This window comes from Emticicia soli (assembly GCF_037860775.1).
Taxonomy (GTDB): domain Bacteria; phylum Bacteroidota; class Bacteroidia; order Cytophagales; family Spirosomataceae; genus Emticicia; species Emticicia soli.
This window is the reverse complement of record NZ_JBBEWC010000003.1, coordinates 194,940-213,789: the sequence shown is the minus strand read 5'-3', so window position 1 is coordinate 213,789 and position 18,850 is coordinate 194,940. Positions and strand designations below refer to the sequence as shown.

The window sequence follows — 18,850 nt, the reverse complement described above, 5'->3', positions numbered from 1 at the left end:
AGAGAATTTTATGCAAAAAGCCCTTATTTAAAGGGCTTTTTATCCTAAAATGTCTAATAACTTCGTTTTGTGCGATTTTTTATTGGTTTTTGCGAAGAAAATTTGTAAAATTTGTTGTCGATCTAGGGCATGTAGATCGACAAGCAAAAGTTATATTAAACTCGGAAAATCGTAGGATACTATCTTACGATTTTTTTTTATATAACCTCATATACGCAGTACTGCTCTTTCTGGATTTAAAACTTTATATTTTTTTTAAACCACTTCCTCAAATTGTTATAAAACCACATTGACAATATTGCTATACTATCATCCTGCTTAAAATACTCTCCGACTATAGTATTGTATAGCCACATCTGTATTGCAATAAGTTGAAAAACATTCATCGGGGAATATGCTATGTTCATCAGCCTAAATATGACACTTATCCTTTTTCAGTTTCAGTATTTAGTTTTCTGACGCAATTTTGTTTCGTTAAAAACTAAATCATGAAAAAAGGTAAACTAATTATTATTCTTATTGCTTCTATTTTTACATCATTAAGTCCTGCTATGGCTCAGTTTCCGATGGGTGGTGGTACAACTCAAAAAGCATTGCCAGGTACAGCAGGCGACCAGACTCCTAAAGGAAACAGTAAAATATCGGGTACGGTAGTAGACTCGACAACTAACAAAAGTGTTGAATTTGCGAGTGTTGCACTGATTGATAAAAACACAAACAAGCCGGTAGATGGCACTATGGCCGACGAAAAGGGCAAATTTACACTTAACAAAGTAGCGGCAGGTTCTTTTTCGCTTCAGATTACTTTTATCGGCTACAATTCAAAATCTATAGATGTTACATTGACTAAAGGACAAGAACTAGACCTTGGCAATGTTTTGATTACGAGCAGTGCCAAAATGTTGAACGAAGTAACAGTAACGGGACAAGCAGCGCTGATTGAAGAAAAAGTTGACCGCTTGGTATATAATGCTGATAAAGATATTACAGCTAAAGGTGGCGATGCCGCAGATGTTTTACGTAAAGTACCTCTATTGACAGTTGACCTTGATGGGAATGTTTCTTTAAGAGGTAGCCAGAATATCAGAGTTTTAATCAATAACAAACCGAGTACGATTATTGCCAGCAGTGTTGCTGATGCATTGAAGCAAATTCCGGCCGACCAGATTAAAACTGTTGAGGTAATTACTAGCCCATCAGCTAAATACGACGCTGAAGGTTCGGGCGGTATCATTAACATTATCACTAAAAAGAATAACCTCCAAGGTCTAAGCCTTAATATAGATGGTGGTGTGGGTAACAGAGGCTCTATGCTAGGCCTGAATGGTAGCTACAGAAAAGGTAAAGGTGGTGTAACACTAGGTGGTTTCGGCCGTGGTATTTACAATACTATTACTAAATCATCGCTTGACCAGACAAGTATTGTAAACGGAGTTTCTACTTTAACAAGACAAACTGGTGATGGCTCAAGCGAAGGCTTATTCGGACAATATAATTTAGGTTTCGATTATGACCTTGCTAAAAACCAAAGCCTTACGGCTGGGGTGCGCTATGGTGTACGTAACTTTACAACCAAACAAGACCTTATTACAAATTTATATAATAATGGTGTGCTTAATTCTGAATTAAGCTCCAGAAGAGATTTAGATGCTAAAAACTTATCAGGAACTGTTGATGTGAATCTTGACTACTTACATACATTCAAGAAACCTCAACAAGAATGGAGTATCTCAACTTTATATAGCCGTAACGACCTTGATAATAACTTTGATGCCAACCTTATAAATTCTAATGGAGAGCTAACGGGGCGTCAGCGTAACCTCAATAGCAATATTAATCAGGAGTTTACACTACAAAGTGATTATCAGACACCTATCAGAAAAAACCAGATGCTCGAATTTGGTGCAAAAGGAATTTTGAGAGAGGTAACAAGTGATTACAAGTTCTTAATGGCAGCAGGTAATAGTGGTAATTATTCTATCGAAATTAACCAACCACAAGGTGCATTAACCTACCACCAAAATATTGCTGCGGCTTATAGCTCATATACTTATACTACTAAAAAACGCTATACATTAAAAGGTGGCTTGCGCTATGAACATACATTTATTGATGCCAGCACAAAAGAAGGTGGCCCAATTGGCGTAGCAGACTACGGCGTATTAGTACCTAGTATCAACGCTTCTAAAACTATTAAAGGTACAACTATTAAACTGGGTTATAACAAACGTATCCAACGCCCGGGCTTACAACAGTTGAACCCAAACTTTAACTCTGCCAACCCTCAGAATATTACTGTAGGTGACCCAACACTAAAACCAGAGATAACAGATAACTTTGAGTTGACATTGAGCAAAAACATTAAAAAGACTTTTATCAATGCGTCGTTCTTTGGCCGTGTAACCAACAATGCTATCACGCAGGTACGTGTACCTTCTGATACGCTAGAGGGTGCTATCATTACCACGTTCAAAAACATTGGTCGCCAACATGCTTATGGTACTAATATTTTTGCTAACGTTGCAGTAACTTCTAAAATTAACGTAGGTCTATTTACTAATATCATCTATAATACCTTATCAGGAGAAGTACTGGGAGTAGATAACGTATCACAGAAAGTTACAAACTCAGGCTTTAATATAAGTGGTGGTTTGTTTTCGCAAGCAACATTCAAAAATGGTTGGGGAGCGCAAGCATTTGGTTTTATGCAAGGTAATCAGGTACAATTACAGGGTAACCAAGGCGGATTTGCCTTCTACACTGTGGGTATCAAGAAAGAATTTAAAAACAAAAAAGGTAGCTTGGGTCTTGCCGGAGAAAACTTCTTCAACAAACGCTTTACCATTAATTCTGAGTTGAAATCAGCACAGTTTAACCAGGTAAGTAACATATATATGTACAACAGAGGTGTGCGTTTAACATTTACTTACAAAATTGGTAAAATGACAGTTGATGCACCTAAGAAAAAAGCCCGCTCGGTAAATAACGATGACGTGAAAAGCGACGGACAAGGCGGAGGCACGCAAGGTGGAGGCACGCAAGGCGGTGGCCAACCAAGATAATACCCAATAAATACGCTCACGCTTTGCTCATAACAATAGCGTGAGCACCTAAGAAAAGACCCTTAATAAACTTAATGAATACACTTTAATTAGACTTAACATGAAAATGAACAAAATTTTTGCTACAACAGTAGCGGCCTTTATTTCGGTGAGCAGTTTTGCACAAACTGTAGATGAAATTGTAGACAAACACATTGAAGCTATGGGCGGTGCCGAAAAGCTAAAATCTGTTAATACTATTGTTATCGACCGCTCATTGTCGGTACAAGGGATGGAGATTCCGAGTGTAAGTACTTTACTTGTTAACAAAGCTGTGCGCGCAGAGTCAACAGTAATGGGTAACTCTATGGTACAAGCTTATGATGGTACTTCTGCCTGGATGATTCGCCCGACAATGATGGGTGGCACAGGCGAACCACAAGATATGCCTGCTAATGAACTAAAACAGTTGAAAGGTCAGCTTGACCCATTCGGTCCACTTTATAACTATAAAGAAAAAGGAAACAAAGTAGAGCTGGTTGGTACTGAAAAAGTAGAGAAAAAAGACAATTATCACCTGAAAGTTACTACTGCTGATGGTGATGTAATAGACCAGTACATTGATGCCAAAACTTATTTGCTAACCAAAACGAAAGCATCAGCCAACGGACAAGAAGCAGAAATCAGTTTCTCTGATTATAAAGATGTAGACGGCATTAAGTTTGCTTATACGATGGACATAGTTTCACAAATGGGAGCGATAGCCTTCATTACAAACAAAATTAAGATTAATGCTCCGGTTGATGAAAACACTTTCAAAAGACCAAAATGATAAATTATAAGTAATAGTTAATTGAATTAATTATTTCAGCGGCCCGCCTGTTACAGGTGGGCCGCTGGCATTTATAGGTATTACTTACTCGTATTTTATAAATTATATTAAGTGGATACGTCAAAAAACAGGGTACCGATGGATAATTTTATTTTTGTATTGCCCCAAAAAATGAATAGAATTGCGCTGACGAAATACACTATTTCAATAAGCTAAACTTTTACTGTATGATTCTATGAAGAGGATAATCATTCTTTCCTTTACTATACTTGGTATAGGCTTGTTGATTTTGTATAATCTGGGCTTATATCCTTTTATTGTAAATGAAAATATTCCAGACAGCTTAACAAGCATTCAAAATGAAAACAAGCCATTCCAACAATTTGATTTTCTAAAAGGTGGTTATAGAGCTTATGTAGTTATAGGTTTTAGCGACCTGATGAGCTCGAGCTCGAATTTCCCCAATAGTAGAGTACTGAAGTCTTCTGACTGTAAGGTATTGAATCAGTTACGCAACTGCGAATTTAATAGTACAGGTTACGAGTCGCTAAAGATTGATAGCCATATCTACATTCTAAAAAACGATTCGACAGTCTATAAAAGCGGCTTGGTGCTAGATAACAATTACGAGGGTATTTTATACGAAAATATAGGTTGGGCTGAAAGCCGCCAAAAGGGACAACTTGCACAAATTATCAGCAAATTTGAGAAAGAACTGAAACCTATCATCTTTTTAAGATGATTACAACATGTACAACATTAAAGTTTCAAGAAGCAAATATGCTTCTTGAAACTTTATTACTTATTGTGGCTAATCTGAAACCTTATCGGTTTTTCTCTACCAACGATGCCACAAATCCCCAGTTCTGGTGTTGAAATCTACCCATTGAGTTAAAGCCTTTACCAAATACAAAGGCATCGCCTTCTATGATAAAGACCAATTCGTTTTCGCCTTTTTTGAAGTCAAGCACAATACAGTTTTCGTAATTATCCAGTCGGTCGAGTTTGTATTTAGCGTAGTTAAATACTTCTTTCCCGTTCAGAAAAATCTGTAGTTTTCCGGTAAAATCAAAATACAGTAAGTGAGGCTTGTCGGCATCAGAGCTAACTGTTTTTTTGGTAAATACTGTGCCATTGGGGTATTCAAAATATCTTTTCAGGTTTACCATTTCATCACGCTTATCATTAATTTTAGTCCACGTCTTCATTTTTTTCACATCCGAGTAATCGTAAGATTTATCACGAGGCAATTGCTCCGATATACTCCAGTCGGTAATAGTTTTCGGAATCTCCTGTATATAGACGTTGGCAAAATAAGAATCGCCAAACATACTTCTTAATAAAATGTTGCCACTTTCAGTATCAGTGTCCAGCAGTGTAAGAGTTAGGTCAGCCTCTTTCTTATGATTCACAAATACTTTCAGAATCTTGTTTCGTACCTCAATAGTCGCATGAAACCACTCTAATGATTTAATATCTGTTTTAGCCTCGTAGATGGGGTAATGGTAAAGTACCCAGCTTAAACCACCATTGTAAATAGGTATATACTGAATAGCCTCTTGTGTGCCGCCATAGCCAGGTCTGAAATACAAGAACTGGTAGTTTTGCTCATTTTTTACATGAAAGCCCACCCCTGCCATTACTTGGCTAGCTACATCAAACTCTATCCTGAAATTCTGGTAGTTCTTAGCTTTGTTAATAACTATTGCTTCTTTTTTACCATCAAGTTTTACACAGGTTTTTTCTTTGTATGTTTGCTCTGCCAAACTCACAGGCTCGTTGTTTTCTGAGAACGCCTGCCAGTCTTTCAGGGTATTTTGTGCTTGTAGGCTAAGAGAAAAAATAAATAATGTAGCAACAATAAATGACTTGATTTTGAGCATTTTCATAATAATTATATTAAATTTTGAGTAATAATTTTTTACGCCGCAAGATGAGTGCGCTTGCAGAAATTTATGCTCACAAGATTGAATTGTTTTCCAACTGTTTTACGATTGTTTTGATAAAAGCCTGACTATGAGCGACATAAACCACATAGACGAACAATTATTAGAAACTTTAAAAAAAGAAGTAAGTAAAAAGGCAGGACTTGCCCGGCACGAAAACTGGAGCCAGAAAGATTATGAGTTTCTGGTATTTTTTATTGAAGAGAAATCAGGCGTAAAAATAAGCCTTACTACTATAAAGCGTATCTGGCGAAACGAATACAACCGCCTGCCACATATAGCCACTTTAGATGCCCTTAGCCATATTGCTTATGCAACCGATTGGCTAAGCTTAAAATTAAATTCTACAAAGCCTGTTGAGGTAATAAGTACTGAATCGCTAGAAGAGCTTAAAGAAGCGGTGCCTGTTCAGCCAAAAAAGCGTAATAAACAACAAGCGGCATATATATGGGTAACAGCAGCCGCACTACTTATATTTCTGGCTGCTTTTTTTGTGTTGAAAGGCATTTCTGCAAAAAAAACCATAGCGCATGCTGCTATTCAGTTTTCGGCTAAAACATCGGTTAATGGCACAGTGCCAAATACCGTAGTGTTTACTTATAATGTAGATTCGGTTGATGCACATAAGTTCTATATTCAACAATCGTGGGACCAAAGGCGCAGGGTTGAAGTAGCAAAACGAAATTATAAACAAACAGATATTTATTACCTACCGGGGTATTACATGGCTAAACTAATAGCCGATGATTCTATCATAAAAGAGATTCCGGTACATATAAAAACCAAAGATTGGGTAATTGCCGCACATCAGAATACTTTAGAAAACAAAATACTGCCTTCTACTCTTTGGCTTTCTGATGGTATTGTAGGTGTTGGAAAAGAGGCTTTGCTTGATAATAAAATTAACATTGGCGAGCCGTTCTTTCTGACTTTCCATGATAGCCGTGATTTTAATATCGATGGTAATAATTTTGTTTTTAGTTCTGACTTCAAAATGGATTCTACCGGTATTGTATGCCCCGGTATTGCGCTACTAATAAAAGGCCAATACGAATATATGTATATCAATCTTGGTGCAAAAGGCTGTGAAAGTGAACTTAAAACCAGCATCAGCGAAAAGACATTTGATGGCAAAAAGCTCGATTTAACAGCCTTTGGCACAAATATATACCATTGGCAAAATATCAAAGTAATAAATGCCAAGCAAGCCATGAGTATAGAATTAAACGGTAAAGAGATATTTAAAACTACTTATACCAAGTCTCTTGGAGAACTGAAAGAAATAGGCTTCATCTTTAAAGGCAATGGCATTATCAAAGAAACAAAAATTGATAAGCTCTAAATTTTTGATTAAGTTAAAATGATTAAATATTCGCTGGGCGACATACGCTTAATCACTCATTCACAAAATCACCAATTCACTAAATAGTTAATTGCATCCTCCTGTTTCAGCCTTAAATATCGTACCTTTTTCAGCCTTAAAGCCGGGCGAGAGATTAATAACATTTGATTGATAAGTAGCCATTGTTCCAATAGCATCTATATGATTAGTGGCATTAATCGTTCCGCCCGTAGCTAATGCCTGTATTATTTGCCCACCTGCCACAATGTTATTTACAGGATTGTAAAGAGAGACAATTGTAGGGCAATTACCTTCAATATTTATTAAATAATCTTCTGTTTCTCCGGTAATATAATTACCGCAAGTAGCCAGTGGCTTTTCGTCCATTGTCAACATTACTCGCATACGGGTGTATTTCTGTGTAACAACCGAATCAGGAATTGTAAACGAGCCTGAAATAGTACCGCTATTAGTTGAGTCCTGTGTAACAAAAACTTTGTCTGTCGTTTCAAAACTACCATTTTTATTAAAATCTATCCAGATAGATGCATGCACAAAAGACCCTCCTACACTACCCGGATGGATAATAAAATTCTGCACCTGCCCTTTATTTAGATTACGTATGGGTTTAAAATTAAACGGTTGCTGGCCTGCAGGCAGACATTCGTACTCTTGACTAAAGTAAACATCATTAATCTGAAAAGCAATCATCTTTACCGGCCAGGTATCACAAGAATAAGTATAATTGGTTTTACAATATTCTACCGGTGGCTGATTATTAGTAGTAAAAGTAGAAGTAGTATACGGAGAACAATCAACTTTTACACGCCAGTCGTATGCAGTATTTGACAGAAGCCCTGTAACAATAAGCCCTTCTATATTTGTTGCTTTACTTATCCATGTGCTAGATGAAGCTGGTTTATACTCAATGGTGTAGTCGCCCTCTCCTACCGGATGCTCCCATAAAAGATGCGCTGTATTTCTATACACATTGATAGCCGAAAGGTTAACAGCAGGTTTTGTATTACCCATACATGCCTGCACCTTTTGTCTTATCAGATTTCCGGGCAAGATTCCAAAACCATTATACAAATCAATACTAGCACCGCCTATATCGCAGTAACTCATGATAGTACCTCTCACCTCAGGGAATGGGCTCATAGTACATCTCCCTCCATCTGGTCGTGGTTCAATTGTCCAGCAGTTATCAAGCGCACCACAAGGCCATCGGCAACTATTTGTGTGCGATGACCCTAAGTTATGCCCGATTTCATGCGTAATCACTTTTACAGCCCTTGAGTACGTGGGTAGTTCTATTACTGTATCTCCAACACTTGTTGTTACAGACCACCCTTTGCTACATAACACGTCTATTTCTCCCATGCCGCCACCTAAGGGCTTACCTGACAATAGATGTGCAATATGCCCATTAAAATTTCCACCCAGAGAATCGGCGATATAATAGCCAAAAGCATGATACACTTGTTGGAAGGTAGCCGTCCAAGGAGACATAAAAGGCTCATTTCTGTTCCAGATTTTAAGTTCAGCAATCTGCATATTTATCCATTCACGGTCATATAAAACCACAACCTGAGCAAATAAATGGGTAACAAAATTAGTGGCTGTTACCATGCTTGAGTCCTGGTCTTTAAATATCTGGTAGTCTGCTTCCAGATGAATCAGTACCGGATTACATGCCGCAGTAGTATCCCGAACGGGGGCAGTGCTGCAAGAGCCAACCTCAGCAGCCTGTGCAATTTTTTCTTCAATTGCTTCGCAGTTAAAAGCTTTTTTGTCCAGCAAATCTTTATCATTATACAAAACATAATTTTCTGATTTCTTGAGTTTACCTAATACATAATTACCATCTTTGTTTGAAATAAAGCCGCTTATCTCTCCATTACCAACGCTTAGTGCCACCAAAGACTTAGGGTCCCCTTTAACAACACCCTTATAATGCGTAGATTTAACGAAAGGAACTTCCTGATTTTCGGCGTTGAGTAATCTAAACTGAGGACCATAGATATTGATGGGAATTAATTCTAGTTCAAATGCATTTTGTGTAGAGGCCGGAATAGTAAGGCTCAGAAAAGGGATTTGTTGCTGGCTCAACTTTTTCAACTCTGTTTTATTTACCGAAAATTCAACAGCTGAATTATTGCTTACTAATGCTTTCTGTGTATTTGAAGCCGCAATAGGTGTTCGGAAAAGCGATGAAAGTTTTAGAGCCGCATGCGTTTTTTTTGCAAGGTTTACTTCATGATATACATTTTTTTGGGCATGGCTATACACAGCAAATAGTAAAAACACTATCAGCAAAGGCCGGGTCTTTTTCATTGTATTGGTTTGTTAAAATAAATGAATTAAAAATTAAAACATTCACTCGTAAAATTCCAGCAACAAACCGTCATAACTATACGCAAGAATCATCTACTGCTAATAGGTTAGTAATTCAAAAACACAGTATAATGAGGCAGGATTTTATCATGGCGTTGTACATAACATACTATAAACCACGAAGTTATAGCATATTATTTATTATTTTTAATATTATCAAAATATTATTTTCAGGTATTCTTGCCTCGTGCAAGCGCACCATTTATCTGGCATAAATACTTATCAGATATTTGTATCGTTAAAGTATATTTATCCGTATTTCATTTATCAATTTTAAGATGATACACATTCCCACACCCGAGGAGTTTAGTTACAAAGAGTTATTGAAATTTTTATCTCGAAACGAGAAAGAGTGCCTACATAGCATTAAAGACGATATTATATATAAAGTTTTAGAAATAGAAAACGAATTGGTTCTGTTCTCGATCAGTTTCGATAATGGGCTTATTGCAGTTATTCATACCGATAATCAGTCGCCTGCTGTTCAAGAAGTAGTCAGAAATTATATCGAAGATTGGTTTGACCTCAACGCCGACCTGAAAACCTTTTATGCAATAGCCCAACAAGACCCTGTTTTACACCAGCTTTGCCAGAAGTATCATGGTCTCAGAATGGTTGGCATGCCCAATCTGTTTGAGTCGTTGGTATGGTCGGTTATCGGGCAACAAATCAACCTCAATTTTGCTTATGCTTTAAAACAAAGGCTAGTGCATACATTTGGCAAAAGCATCACATTTCAAGGCGAAACTTTCTATGCCTTACCTACTCCTGAAAGACTAGCAAAGCTGACTATTGAAGACTTTCAGCCGCACCAGTTCAGCCGGGCCAAAGCACAATATATTATCAATATTTCAAATGCATTTGCAGAAGGCTCGCTCTCACAGCAAGCACTGGCTTTGCTTTCTTATGACGAAATCAAACAACAATTAGTAGCCATTAAAGGCGTAGGCAATTGGACGGCCAATTACTCGATGATGAAAAGTCTGAAAAGTTATGATGCCTTTCCGGTAGAAGATGTTGGCCTGCACAATGCCGTAAAAACGCAGTATAGCTTAGGAGGCAAACCTACTATTGCCGAGCTGCACCAAATGGCAGAACCTTGGGCTGGCTGGCGTGGCTATGCCACTTTTTACTTCTGGCATTCGCTGTTAGGATAAAAAAATAGCAGATGCTCAACACATCTGCTATCATACTATTATCTATTCAAACGGTTTGTTACAATACTTCTGCCGGCTGCACTTCTTTCTTTTCGTCAGGCAATATAAACTTCATTGGTTTATCTACTTGCTCTGGCAATAAGGCTACGTCAAGCACCTCTTGTACATAATCTACATAGTGAAAAGTGAGCCCTTGTGTATAAGTAGCACCAACTTCCTCTACATCTTTACGGTTTTTGTAACACATTACAATCTCCTTGATGCCTGCTCGCTTAGCGGCTAGAATTTTCTCTTTTATTCCACCTACTGGCAATACTTTTCCACGGAGTGTAATCTCACCGGTCATAGCCAGATTGGGTTTCAATCTTCTTTGTGTAAAGATAGAAGCCATAGAAACTACCATAGTAATACCAGCCGATGGGCCATCTTTTGGCACAGCACCTTGTGGTACGTGCACGTGCAAATCGTAATTCTGGAAAATACGGTAATCAATACCTATTTCTTCGGCATGAGATTTAAGGTAAGAAAGTGCCGTTACTGCTGATTCTTTCATTACATCACCCAATTGCCCCGATAAAGTCAATTGTCCACGGCCACGGCTCAGGCTCGATTCAATAAACAGAATATCTCCACCTACCGATGTCCAGGCCAAGCCGGTTACTACACCTGCTGTTTCATTGCCTTCATACAAATCATGGTCAAATATCGGCCCACCCAGAAGTTTTTCTACATGGTCTGCTTTTATAAGCTTAGGGTACTCTTCCTGCATGGCAATAGCCTTCGCTATTTTACGCACCAAAGTACCTACTTGTTGCTCCAGACGACGCACACCCGACTCTCTTGTATAGCCTTCAATTACTTTCTGAATAGCCTTATCATCAATTTTCAGGTCTTTTACTTTAATACCGTGTTGTTCTAATTGCTTTGGCACCAAGTGCTTTTTAGCAATTTCTATTTTCTCCTCAACCGTATAACCCGAAATCTCAATAATCTCCATCCTGTCTCTTAAAGGCGGCTGAATGCTATCTAAAGAGTTGGCTGTGGCAATAAACAAGATTTTCGAAAGGTCGTAATCAACTTCAAGGTAATTATCTTTGAAAGATGAGTTTTGCTCTGGGTCCAGCACCTCAAGCAAAGCCGAAGATGGGTCTCCACGAAAATCTCTTGAAACCTTATCAATTTCATCAAGTACAAATACAGGGTTCGATGCTTTGGCCTTTTGTAAGTTTTGTATCACTTTACCAGGCATAGCGCCTATATAGGTTTTTCTGTGTCCACGTATTTCTGCCTCATCGTGCAAGCCACCCAGTGCCATACGCACATAGTTGCGGCCTAACGATTTAGCTATCGATTTACCCAATGAGGTTTTACCTACCCCCGGAGGGCCATAAAGGCAAAGAATAGGCGCTTTCATATCGCTGCGCAGTTTCAATACGGCCAAATACTCAATGATACGCTCTTTTACTTTTTCTAAGCCTGAGTGGTCGGCATCTAATATTTTCTTAGCTCGTTTCAAGTCAAAATTATCCTTCGAATATTCGTTCCAGGGCAATTCTATCATGGTTTCGGCATAAGTCAACGATACTCCGTATTCAGGTGCCATTGAGTTCATCCGCAGAATTTTATTTAATTCTTTATTGAAATGCTCATTGGCTTCTTTGCTCCATTTTTTCTTTGCGCCTTTAGCTCGCAGTTTTTCTACTTCCTGGTCAGGAGTTTCCAAACCTAGCTCTTCCTGCAACACCTTTATTTGCTGGCGTAGGTAGTATTCTCTTTGTTGCTGGTCAATATCAAGGCTTGCTTTGCTTTGTATATCACGTTTTATTTCCAACACCTGAATCTCCTTCATCATGTGCTCAAGCAATTTATGTGCTTGCTCGCTTCCATCGAAAGTTTCGAGCAACAATTGCTTTTCGCTGATTTCGATGTTGAGGTTAGAAGACAAGAAGTGCGTTAGAAAGCTCGGACTATCAATATTACTGATAGCCATTTGTGCATCTTTCGGAATTTCCGGATTAAGGCTCAGAATTTTATACGCAGCTTCTTTCAGACTCTGAATTAATGCTTTTACTTCTTTCTTACGAACACTCGGAAAATTATCGGGAATATATTTTACCGTAGCACTTAAATGTGGTTCGGTTTGTGTATAATTTATTACCTCAAAACGGCGACGCCCCTGAATAATCACGGTTACGTTTCCATCAGGCAACACTATCATTTTTAAGATAGTAGCAATTGTACCTACTTTATATAAATCTTCAGGAGCCGGTTCGTTAGGCGTATGGCGTATTTGCGCTACAACACCGATAGTTTTATCGTTGCGATAGGCTTTCTTAACCATTTTAATAAATTTAGCCCTGGTAACCGTAACAGGTATCACAATACCAGGAAACAAAACAGTATTTCTTAGCGAAAGAAGCGATAATTCTGTTGGTAAATTATTTTCATTTTCCATCACTTCATCGGGTGAAGCGATTTCTATCATTTCAACGTTTTCTACGTCTTGGCGTGCCATTACTAGGCTAGAGATTAGTTCACGATTCATGTACCACAAATTTAGGTTCATTTATGCGATTTCTTTTTAGACGAAGAAATCATTAATTCTGTACAGCAAAGTCTGATTATTATTTAAAAGCTTACTAACCCTCTAAAATTATCTAAAAATGGCCATTTGTAGTATATACGTATCTGCCAGATTGTCAGAGTGAAAGTACTAAACGTTTTGAATAATAAAAAAATTTATTCGCTTTTTTTATACTTCAAACCTGATGCCAATTCAATTAACATGGCATTATGGCATGAAAATAACCCAAACGCATTAAATATTGGCTCGTTTAGTAAACCTTGAAGGATTATTGGCATTTTTTGATTTATTTTGACTTATATTCTGACAAAAATGTAAACTCATGAAAAAAGTATTGTTGCTCGTTTTTCTACTTATCAACACCTTATCCACATTTGCACAAAAAACGCCCGACTTCCTTACTAACTATAACCAGCGTTGGGTGGATTCTGTTTTTAATACGCTGACCTTGGAAGAAAAAATCGGCCAGTTGCTGATGCCCCGTGGTAATACCTCTGGGCAAGGATATAATTTTGATAAGCTCAAAAAATGGGTGCAAGACTATAAACTGGGCGGCTTGGTATTTTTTGCAGGCCAACCTACCACACAGGCACGTATTGTAAATGAGTTACAGAAGCTATCGAAAGTACCTATGCTGATAGGTATGGACTTAGAATGGGGCTTAGCCATGAGGCTAGATAGCACAGTGCGCTTTCCTTATCAGATGACACTCGGAGCAATGCGAGGCAAAGAGGCAGATATACGCGAGATGGGTGCCGAAATAGGCCGCCAATGCCGCAGAATGGGGGTTCATATAAACTATGCGCCTGTGGTAGACGTAAACAACAACCCCAACAACCCTGTTATTAACTTCCGCTCTTTTGGCGAAAATAAATATGATGTAGCCACCAAAGCATTGGCTTATATGCAAGGCATGAATAGCGAACGCATTCTTACATCGGCTAAGCATTTTCCGGGGCATGGTGATACAGGTGTTGATTCACACTATGATTTACCATTGATTGCGCATGATAAAAAACGTTTGAACGATATTGAGTTATTTCCATATCAAACCCTAATAAATAGCGGGCTAAGTGGTGTTATGACCGCCCACCTGAGCATCCCGTCGTTAGACTCCACCAAAAACCTGGCCTCTACCCTATCGAAGAATATTGTAACCGATTTACTGCGCAAAGATTTAAAGTTTAAAGGCTTGGTATTTACCGATGCTATGGATATGCAAGGCGCAGTAAAGTATTTCCCGAACGGACAAGCCAATGTTAAAGCCATTCTGGCAGGCAACGATATTCTGGAAACTTTTGAAGATGTACCCGCAGCCATAGCTGCTATTAAGGCTGCTATCCAGAACAAAGAAATTTCGATGGAAGAAATTGATTTTCGGGTTAAGAGAATCCTGATGGCTAAATCGTGGGTAGGTCTCCACCGCTACAAACCAATTCAAATCGAAAACCTGATTAAAGACCTTAACACTGTTAATTCTGATGTATTGAACCGCCAGTTTGCTGAGGCTTCGGTTACTCTGGTAAAAAACGAAGAGAGTATTCTGCCTGTAAAAGACCTGACCAAAAAAATTGCAGTAGTTTCAATAGATGCAAGCCAGCTAACGGTTTTCCAGAAAATGGCAAGCAACTATACAAGTGTTGATAACTTTCTGATTCCGGCCAATGCACCTGATTCTACTATTAACCGAGTATTAGAGCAAACCAAAAATCATGATTTGATAGTAGTTGGTGTTCACCTCAACAACATTCGCCCTGCAGCTAAATATGGCGTAACCGATGCCAACAAAAAAGCGGTAAAAGCCTTTGCTAATACTGGCAAAGCAGTAGTTACACTATTTGGCAACCCTTATACGCTTGATAAATTTGAAGATTTAGATAAAGCAAAAGCCGTAGTAATGGCATATCAACTAACCAATTATATGGAAGATGCTTCGGCCCAAGCCATTTTTGGAGCTATCCCGTTTATTGGTAAATTGCCCGTAACTGTTAATGAACGCTATAAACTAGAGTTGAGCATTCAGACAAAAGCCATCGGTCGCCTTGCTTACGGCGTGCCCGAAATGGTTGGTTTAAGTAGTGAAGTATTCAATGCCAAAATGGACTCAGTAGTAAATCTTGGCATAAAAGAAAAAGCGTATCCGGGAGCAGTATTAGAAGTAGCCAAAGATGGCCGTGTGATTTATCATAAAGCCTTTGGATACCATACTTACGAAGCAGCCAAAGCAGGCAGAAACGAATATAATGACTTGGTGCTAAAAGCTGATAGCAAAAACGATGTGATGGACGAAAAGGTAAAAAGCAATAGCTCGAACCTTGTTCTGACAGCCCCAAGCAACAAGGTATCAAGCGGCAAAGTTAAGCTGACAGACCTATATGATTTAGCATCTGTAACCAAAGTGAGTACCTCTTTATTGGCAGTAATGCAGTTGATGAGTATTGATAAGTTTGATTTAGATAAAACTTTCAAAGATTACTACACCGAATTTGATAATTCAAACAAAGCTGATTTACGATTCAGAGATATGCTCACGCATAAGTCTGGCTTAAAAGCCTGGATTCCGTTCTGGATGGATGCTATTGATTCAGTAAAAAGTGTAAAAAACAGTCCGGTATTTGATGCAAAATACGCACAGAAATACAAAAAGAGGTTTTTGATGAGCAAAAAGAAATACAACGCTATGCTCATGAAAGCCATTAAAGAAGATAAAACTTTGTGGAAAGAAACCCTCTCGCCTGCCACATTGGTATGGAAGAAAAACACACTTTCAACCAAACCATCGGCTGATTTCACGGTACAAGTAACCGATAGTCTATGGCTACATAAAGATTACAGAGAGACGATTTTTAAAGCAATCAAAGATTCTCCGGTAAAACCAGAACAAGGCTATGTTTACAGCGACTTGCATTATTATGCTTACCCAACTTTTATGCCTCGCATAACAGGTATGCCGTGGGAAGACTACCTGAAACAAACCTATAAACAATTAGGTGCTACTACGTTAACTTATAATCCACTGCGCTTTTATCCGAAATCACAGATAGTACCTAGTGAAAGAGATACTCTATTCAGAAAAACCCTGATACATGGCCGTGTGCATGATGAAGGCGCAGGAATGCTTGATGGTGTTTCGGGTCATGCGGGTTTATTTGGTAATGCCAACGATTTAATGAAGCTCATGCAGATGTACCTGCAAAAAGGAAGCTACGGCGGCACACAGTTTATTAAGCCCGAAGTAGTAGAAGAATGCACCAAATATCAGTTCCCTGAACTGAAAAACCGCAGAGCTATTGCTTTTGATAAAATAGACTTCAACCCTAAGGTTGCTAATGGCCCTACGCTGGCTACACCCGAGAGTTACGGGCACTCTGGCTTTACCGGTACATTTGTATGGGTTGACCCTAAATACAACTTTGCCTACGTGTTTTTGTCGAACAGAGTTTACCCGACTCGTGACAATACCAAGATTAGCACTTTGAATCTCAGAACAGCCATAGGCGACGAAATTTATAAAATAGTGAAGTAATATGGCTCATTTTGCTATATACGTAAGGGCTTATTTCTTAGAAAAATGCAATATCTTAAATACAAAAAGTTTGCCGATGTAGAGCTGTTCCGGTTTGGATATGCTCCTATCGGCAAACCTTGGTTTAATGTGTACTGTTTTGTTTTAGACAATGTATTAATCGATACTGCACAGGCTCGTTGCCAGGAGAAAGTAAGCACCAGTTTTCAGCACAAAAACATCGAAAAGATTCTGCTAACACATTTCCACGAAGACCACTCAGGCAATGTAGCAAAACTTGCATACGAGCATCAGGCAGAAGTACTTGCTCACCCCATTACACAGGAAAAAGTAAAAGCAGGATTTGAGTTATACCCATACGAAAGAGTACTTTTTGGCCACATAACACCTTATACAAAGCACATACACATTTTCCCATCAACTATTGAAACCTCACACCATAAACTTGTGCCCATTCATACACCCGGGCACTCCGACGACCACACCGTCTTTTTAGAACCAGACAAAGGCTGGCTTTTTTCCGGCGATTTATTCGTAGGCATTAAAATCAGAATTTTCAGAAAAGGAGAGAAATTCTGGCAACAGGTAGAATCTTTTAAAAAGATATTGCAGTACGATTTCGACGTACTTTTCTGTGGGCACCACCCACGGCTGAAAGATGGCAAGCAACAAATGCAGGCTAAATTGCAGTATTTTGAAGATTTTGGCGGAACCGTACGGAATCTGCATCAGGAAGGCTTATCGGCAAAAGAAATCATTAAAGCCATGAACTTGCGTGAAAAACACCTGATTAGAATTCTGGTATCGAACGATGTCTCGGTAAAACACATGGTAGAAGCGGCCATTAGTAGCGAATAACAATACCTCTATACACTTAACATAATTTTTAAACCATGAATCGTAGAAATTTTATTCAGGCTTCGGGCTTAACCCTTGGTGCCTTTACTCTATCGGGTAAAGAATTGTTAGCTGCTATGCTTGCCGAAAACCCTTACAAAATGAAAGACTTACGTGGTGGCGTAGGTGTTTTTACTGAAAGAGGCGGTACAATAGCTTATCTCATCACCCCAAAAGGCTTGGCCGTAGTAGATTCTCAATTCCCTGAACAGTCAAATCATCTGATTGGTGAGCTGAAAAAGCTATCAGATAAACCTATTCAACTCTTAATCAACACCCATCATCATGGCGACCATTCTGGCGGTAACATTTCATTTAAAGGCATTGCCGAACACGTAGTTGCTCACGAAAACTCTTTGAAAAACCAGAAAGCAAGCGCCGAAAAAAGCAAAACAGAAGACAAACAGCTTTATCCTGATGTAACTTTTAAAGATACATGGAAGCAAAAAGTGGGCAATGAAAGCATAAAAGCCCATTACTTTGGCGCAGGCCACACCAACGGCGATAGCCTGATTCATTTCGAACATGCCAATATTGTACACATGGGCGACTTGCTCTTCAATCGTCGCTATCCGTTTGTTGACCGGTCAGCAGGTGCCTCTGTAAAAAACTGGGTTTCGGTGCTTGACAAAGCACTAGCTACTTTCGATAATCAGACGCTTTTTGTATTCGGTCATGCGTTTGACCCAGAGAAAATAACAGGCAATAAAGACGACATAAGGGTGTTTCAGGACTACCTATCTAAACTATGGAATTTTGTAGAAGCCGAAGTGAAAGCAGGTAAAACAAAAGAGGAAATTCTGAAGACAACGGCTATTCCGGGTGTAAGCGAAATGCAAGGCGATGGCATTCAACGAAGCCTGCAATCGACTTATGAAGAGATTACCGGGCAGTAATAAATTCTTGGGAATGCCACAAATCAGCCTAGGAAAAGTACAATAAATAACTAATTTCAAAATTTTATTTCAAAAAGTTTGGATTTAAAAAAGCGTTTCTCTTACATTTGTATAGAAATGATTCGCATATAGCGAAAATTCGCAACTAGAGAAATTTATTTATGAATCATAATAACGTCATTATCGTCCCAATTATTCTCCTGCTAGACTAGCCGTGAAGAAGGACGCACGA

At 38.7% G+C, this 18,850-nt stretch carries 11 protein-coding genes; 8 read left to right on the top strand and 3 right to left on the bottom strand.

Features of this window, described 5'->3' with window-relative positions; genetic code table 11:
- The first annotated feature begins 488 nt into the window (after nt 1-488).
- The 3 genes from WAE64_RS04415 to WAE64_RS04405 all read left to right on the top strand — a co-directional run bounded on the left by WAE64_RS04415 (nt 489) and on the right by WAE64_RS04405 (nt 4,615).
- Entirely contained in the window at nt 489-3,062 is a 2,574-nt protein-coding gene (locus tag WAE64_RS04415) for a TonB-dependent receptor (RefSeq protein ID WP_340235007.1), read from the top strand.
- Between the two features lie 106 nt (nt 3,063-3,168).
- Nucleotides 3,169-3,873, top strand: coding sequence for an outer membrane lipoprotein-sorting protein (locus WAE64_RS04410; RefSeq protein WP_340235004.1), 705 nt, complete (start codon nt 3,169-3,171; stop codon nt 3,871-3,873).
- A 235-nt stretch (nt 3,874-4,108) separates the two neighbouring features.
- A complete protein-coding gene (locus tag WAE64_RS04405; RefSeq protein WP_340234998.1) occupies nt 4,109-4,615 on the top strand; it encodes a hypothetical protein in 507 nt (168 codons plus the stop codon).
- Between the two features lie 82 nt (nt 4,616-4,697).
- On the opposite strand, the gene WAE64_RS04400 is transcribed toward WAE64_RS04405, so the two are convergent.
- Complete coding sequence (locus WAE64_RS04400; protein WP_340234993.1) at nt 4,698-5,762, bottom strand: 3-keto-alpha-glucoside-1,2-lyase-like domain-containing protein; 1,065 nt, start codon at nt 5,760-5,762, stop codon at nt 4,698-4,700.
- 127 nt (nt 5,763-5,889) lie between these two features.
- On the opposite strand from WAE64_RS04400, the gene WAE64_RS04395 reads away from it, so the two are divergent.
- Complete coding sequence (locus WAE64_RS04395; protein ID WP_340234991.1) at nt 5,890-7,161, top strand: hypothetical protein; 1,272 nt, start codon at nt 5,890-5,892, stop codon at nt 7,159-7,161.
- Nucleotides 7,162-7,248: 87 nt separating this feature from the next.
- Here the strand turns inward: WAE64_RS04395 and WAE64_RS04390 are convergent, their stop codons facing one another.
- Complete coding sequence (locus WAE64_RS04390) at nt 7,249-9,498, bottom strand: GEVED domain-containing protein (protein WP_340234989.1); 2,250 nt, start codon at nt 9,496-9,498, stop codon at nt 7,249-7,251.
- 338 nt (nt 9,499-9,836) lie between these two features.
- Between WAE64_RS04390 and WAE64_RS04385 the strand changes: the two genes are divergently transcribed.
- The gene (locus WAE64_RS04385; protein ID WP_340234987.1) at nt 9,837-10,715 is read left to right on the top strand and encodes a DNA-3-methyladenine glycosylase family protein; all 879 of its coding nucleotides are present in this window, start codon (nt 9,837-9,839) and stop codon (nt 10,713-10,715) included.
- A gap of 58 nt (nt 10,716-10,773) precedes the next feature.
- On the opposite strand, the gene lon is transcribed toward WAE64_RS04385, so the two are convergent.
- Nucleotides 10,774-13,260 (bottom strand): endopeptidase La, encoded by a 2,487-nt coding sequence (lon, locus tag WAE64_RS04380; RefSeq protein ID WP_340234985.1) that lies wholly within the window; start codon nt 13,258-13,260, stop codon nt 10,774-10,776.
- Between the two features lie 361 nt (nt 13,261-13,621).
- Here lon and WAE64_RS04375 point away from each other — a divergent pair, with 361 nt between their 5' ends.
- The 3 genes from WAE64_RS04375 to WAE64_RS04365 are packed head-to-tail and all read left to right on the top strand — an operon-like array spanning nt 13,622 to nt 18,618.
- Nucleotides 13,622-16,825: a serine hydrolase domain-containing protein gene (locus WAE64_RS04375; RefSeq protein ID WP_340234983.1), complete on the top strand. Its 3,204-nt coding sequence runs from the start codon at nt 13,622-13,624 to the stop codon at nt 16,823-16,825.
- A 45-nt stretch (nt 16,826-16,870) separates the two neighbouring features.
- Entirely contained in the window at nt 16,871-17,683 is an 813-nt protein-coding gene (locus tag WAE64_RS04370; protein WP_340234980.1) for an MBL fold metallo-hydrolase, read from the top strand.
- 35 nt (nt 17,684-17,718) lie between these two features.
- The gene (locus WAE64_RS04365) at nt 17,719-18,618 is read left to right on the top strand and encodes an MBL fold metallo-hydrolase (protein ID WP_340234978.1); all 900 of its coding nucleotides are present in this window, start codon (nt 17,719-17,721) and stop codon (nt 18,616-18,618) included.
- The last annotated feature ends 232 nt before the right edge of the window (nt 18,619-18,850 follow it).

What these genes read in the sequence shown, in the direction of transcription:
- WAE64_RS04415 (WP_340235007.1), top strand. Translation starts at nt 489, where the DNA reads ATGAAAAAAGGTAAACTAATTATTATTCTTATTGCTTCTATTTTTACA.
- WAE64_RS04410 (WP_340235004.1), top strand. Translation starts at nt 3,169, where the DNA reads ATGAACAAAATTTTTGCTACAACAGTAGCGGCCTTTATTTCGGTGAGC.
- WAE64_RS04405 (WP_340234998.1), top strand. Translation starts at nt 4,109, where the DNA reads ATGAAGAGGATAATCATTCTTTCCTTTACTATACTTGGTATAGGCTTG.
- WAE64_RS04400 (WP_340234993.1), bottom strand. Translation starts at nt 5,762, where the DNA reads ATGAAAATGCTCAAAATCAAGTCATTTATTGTTGCTACATTATTTATT.
- WAE64_RS04395 (WP_340234991.1), top strand. Translation starts at nt 5,890, where the DNA reads ATGAGCGACATAAACCACATAGACGAACAATTATTAGAAACTTTAAAA.
- WAE64_RS04390 (WP_340234989.1), bottom strand. Translation starts at nt 9,498, where the DNA reads ATGAAAAAGACCCGGCCTTTGCTGATAGTGTTTTTACTATTTGCTGTG.
- WAE64_RS04385 (WP_340234987.1), top strand. Translation starts at nt 9,837, where the DNA reads ATGATACACATTCCCACACCCGAGGAGTTTAGTTACAAAGAGTTATTG.
- lon (WP_340234985.1), bottom strand. Translation starts at nt 13,260, where the DNA reads ATGAATCGTGAACTAATCTCTAGCCTAGTAATGGCACGCCAAGACGTA.
- WAE64_RS04375 (WP_340234983.1), top strand. Translation starts at nt 13,622, where the DNA reads ATGAAAAAAGTATTGTTGCTCGTTTTTCTACTTATCAACACCTTATCC.
- WAE64_RS04370 (WP_340234980.1), top strand. Translation starts at nt 16,871, where the DNA reads ATGCAATATCTTAAATACAAAAAGTTTGCCGATGTAGAGCTGTTCCGG.
- WAE64_RS04365 (WP_340234978.1), top strand. Translation starts at nt 17,719, where the DNA reads ATGAATCGTAGAAATTTTATTCAGGCTTCGGGCTTAACCCTTGGTGCC.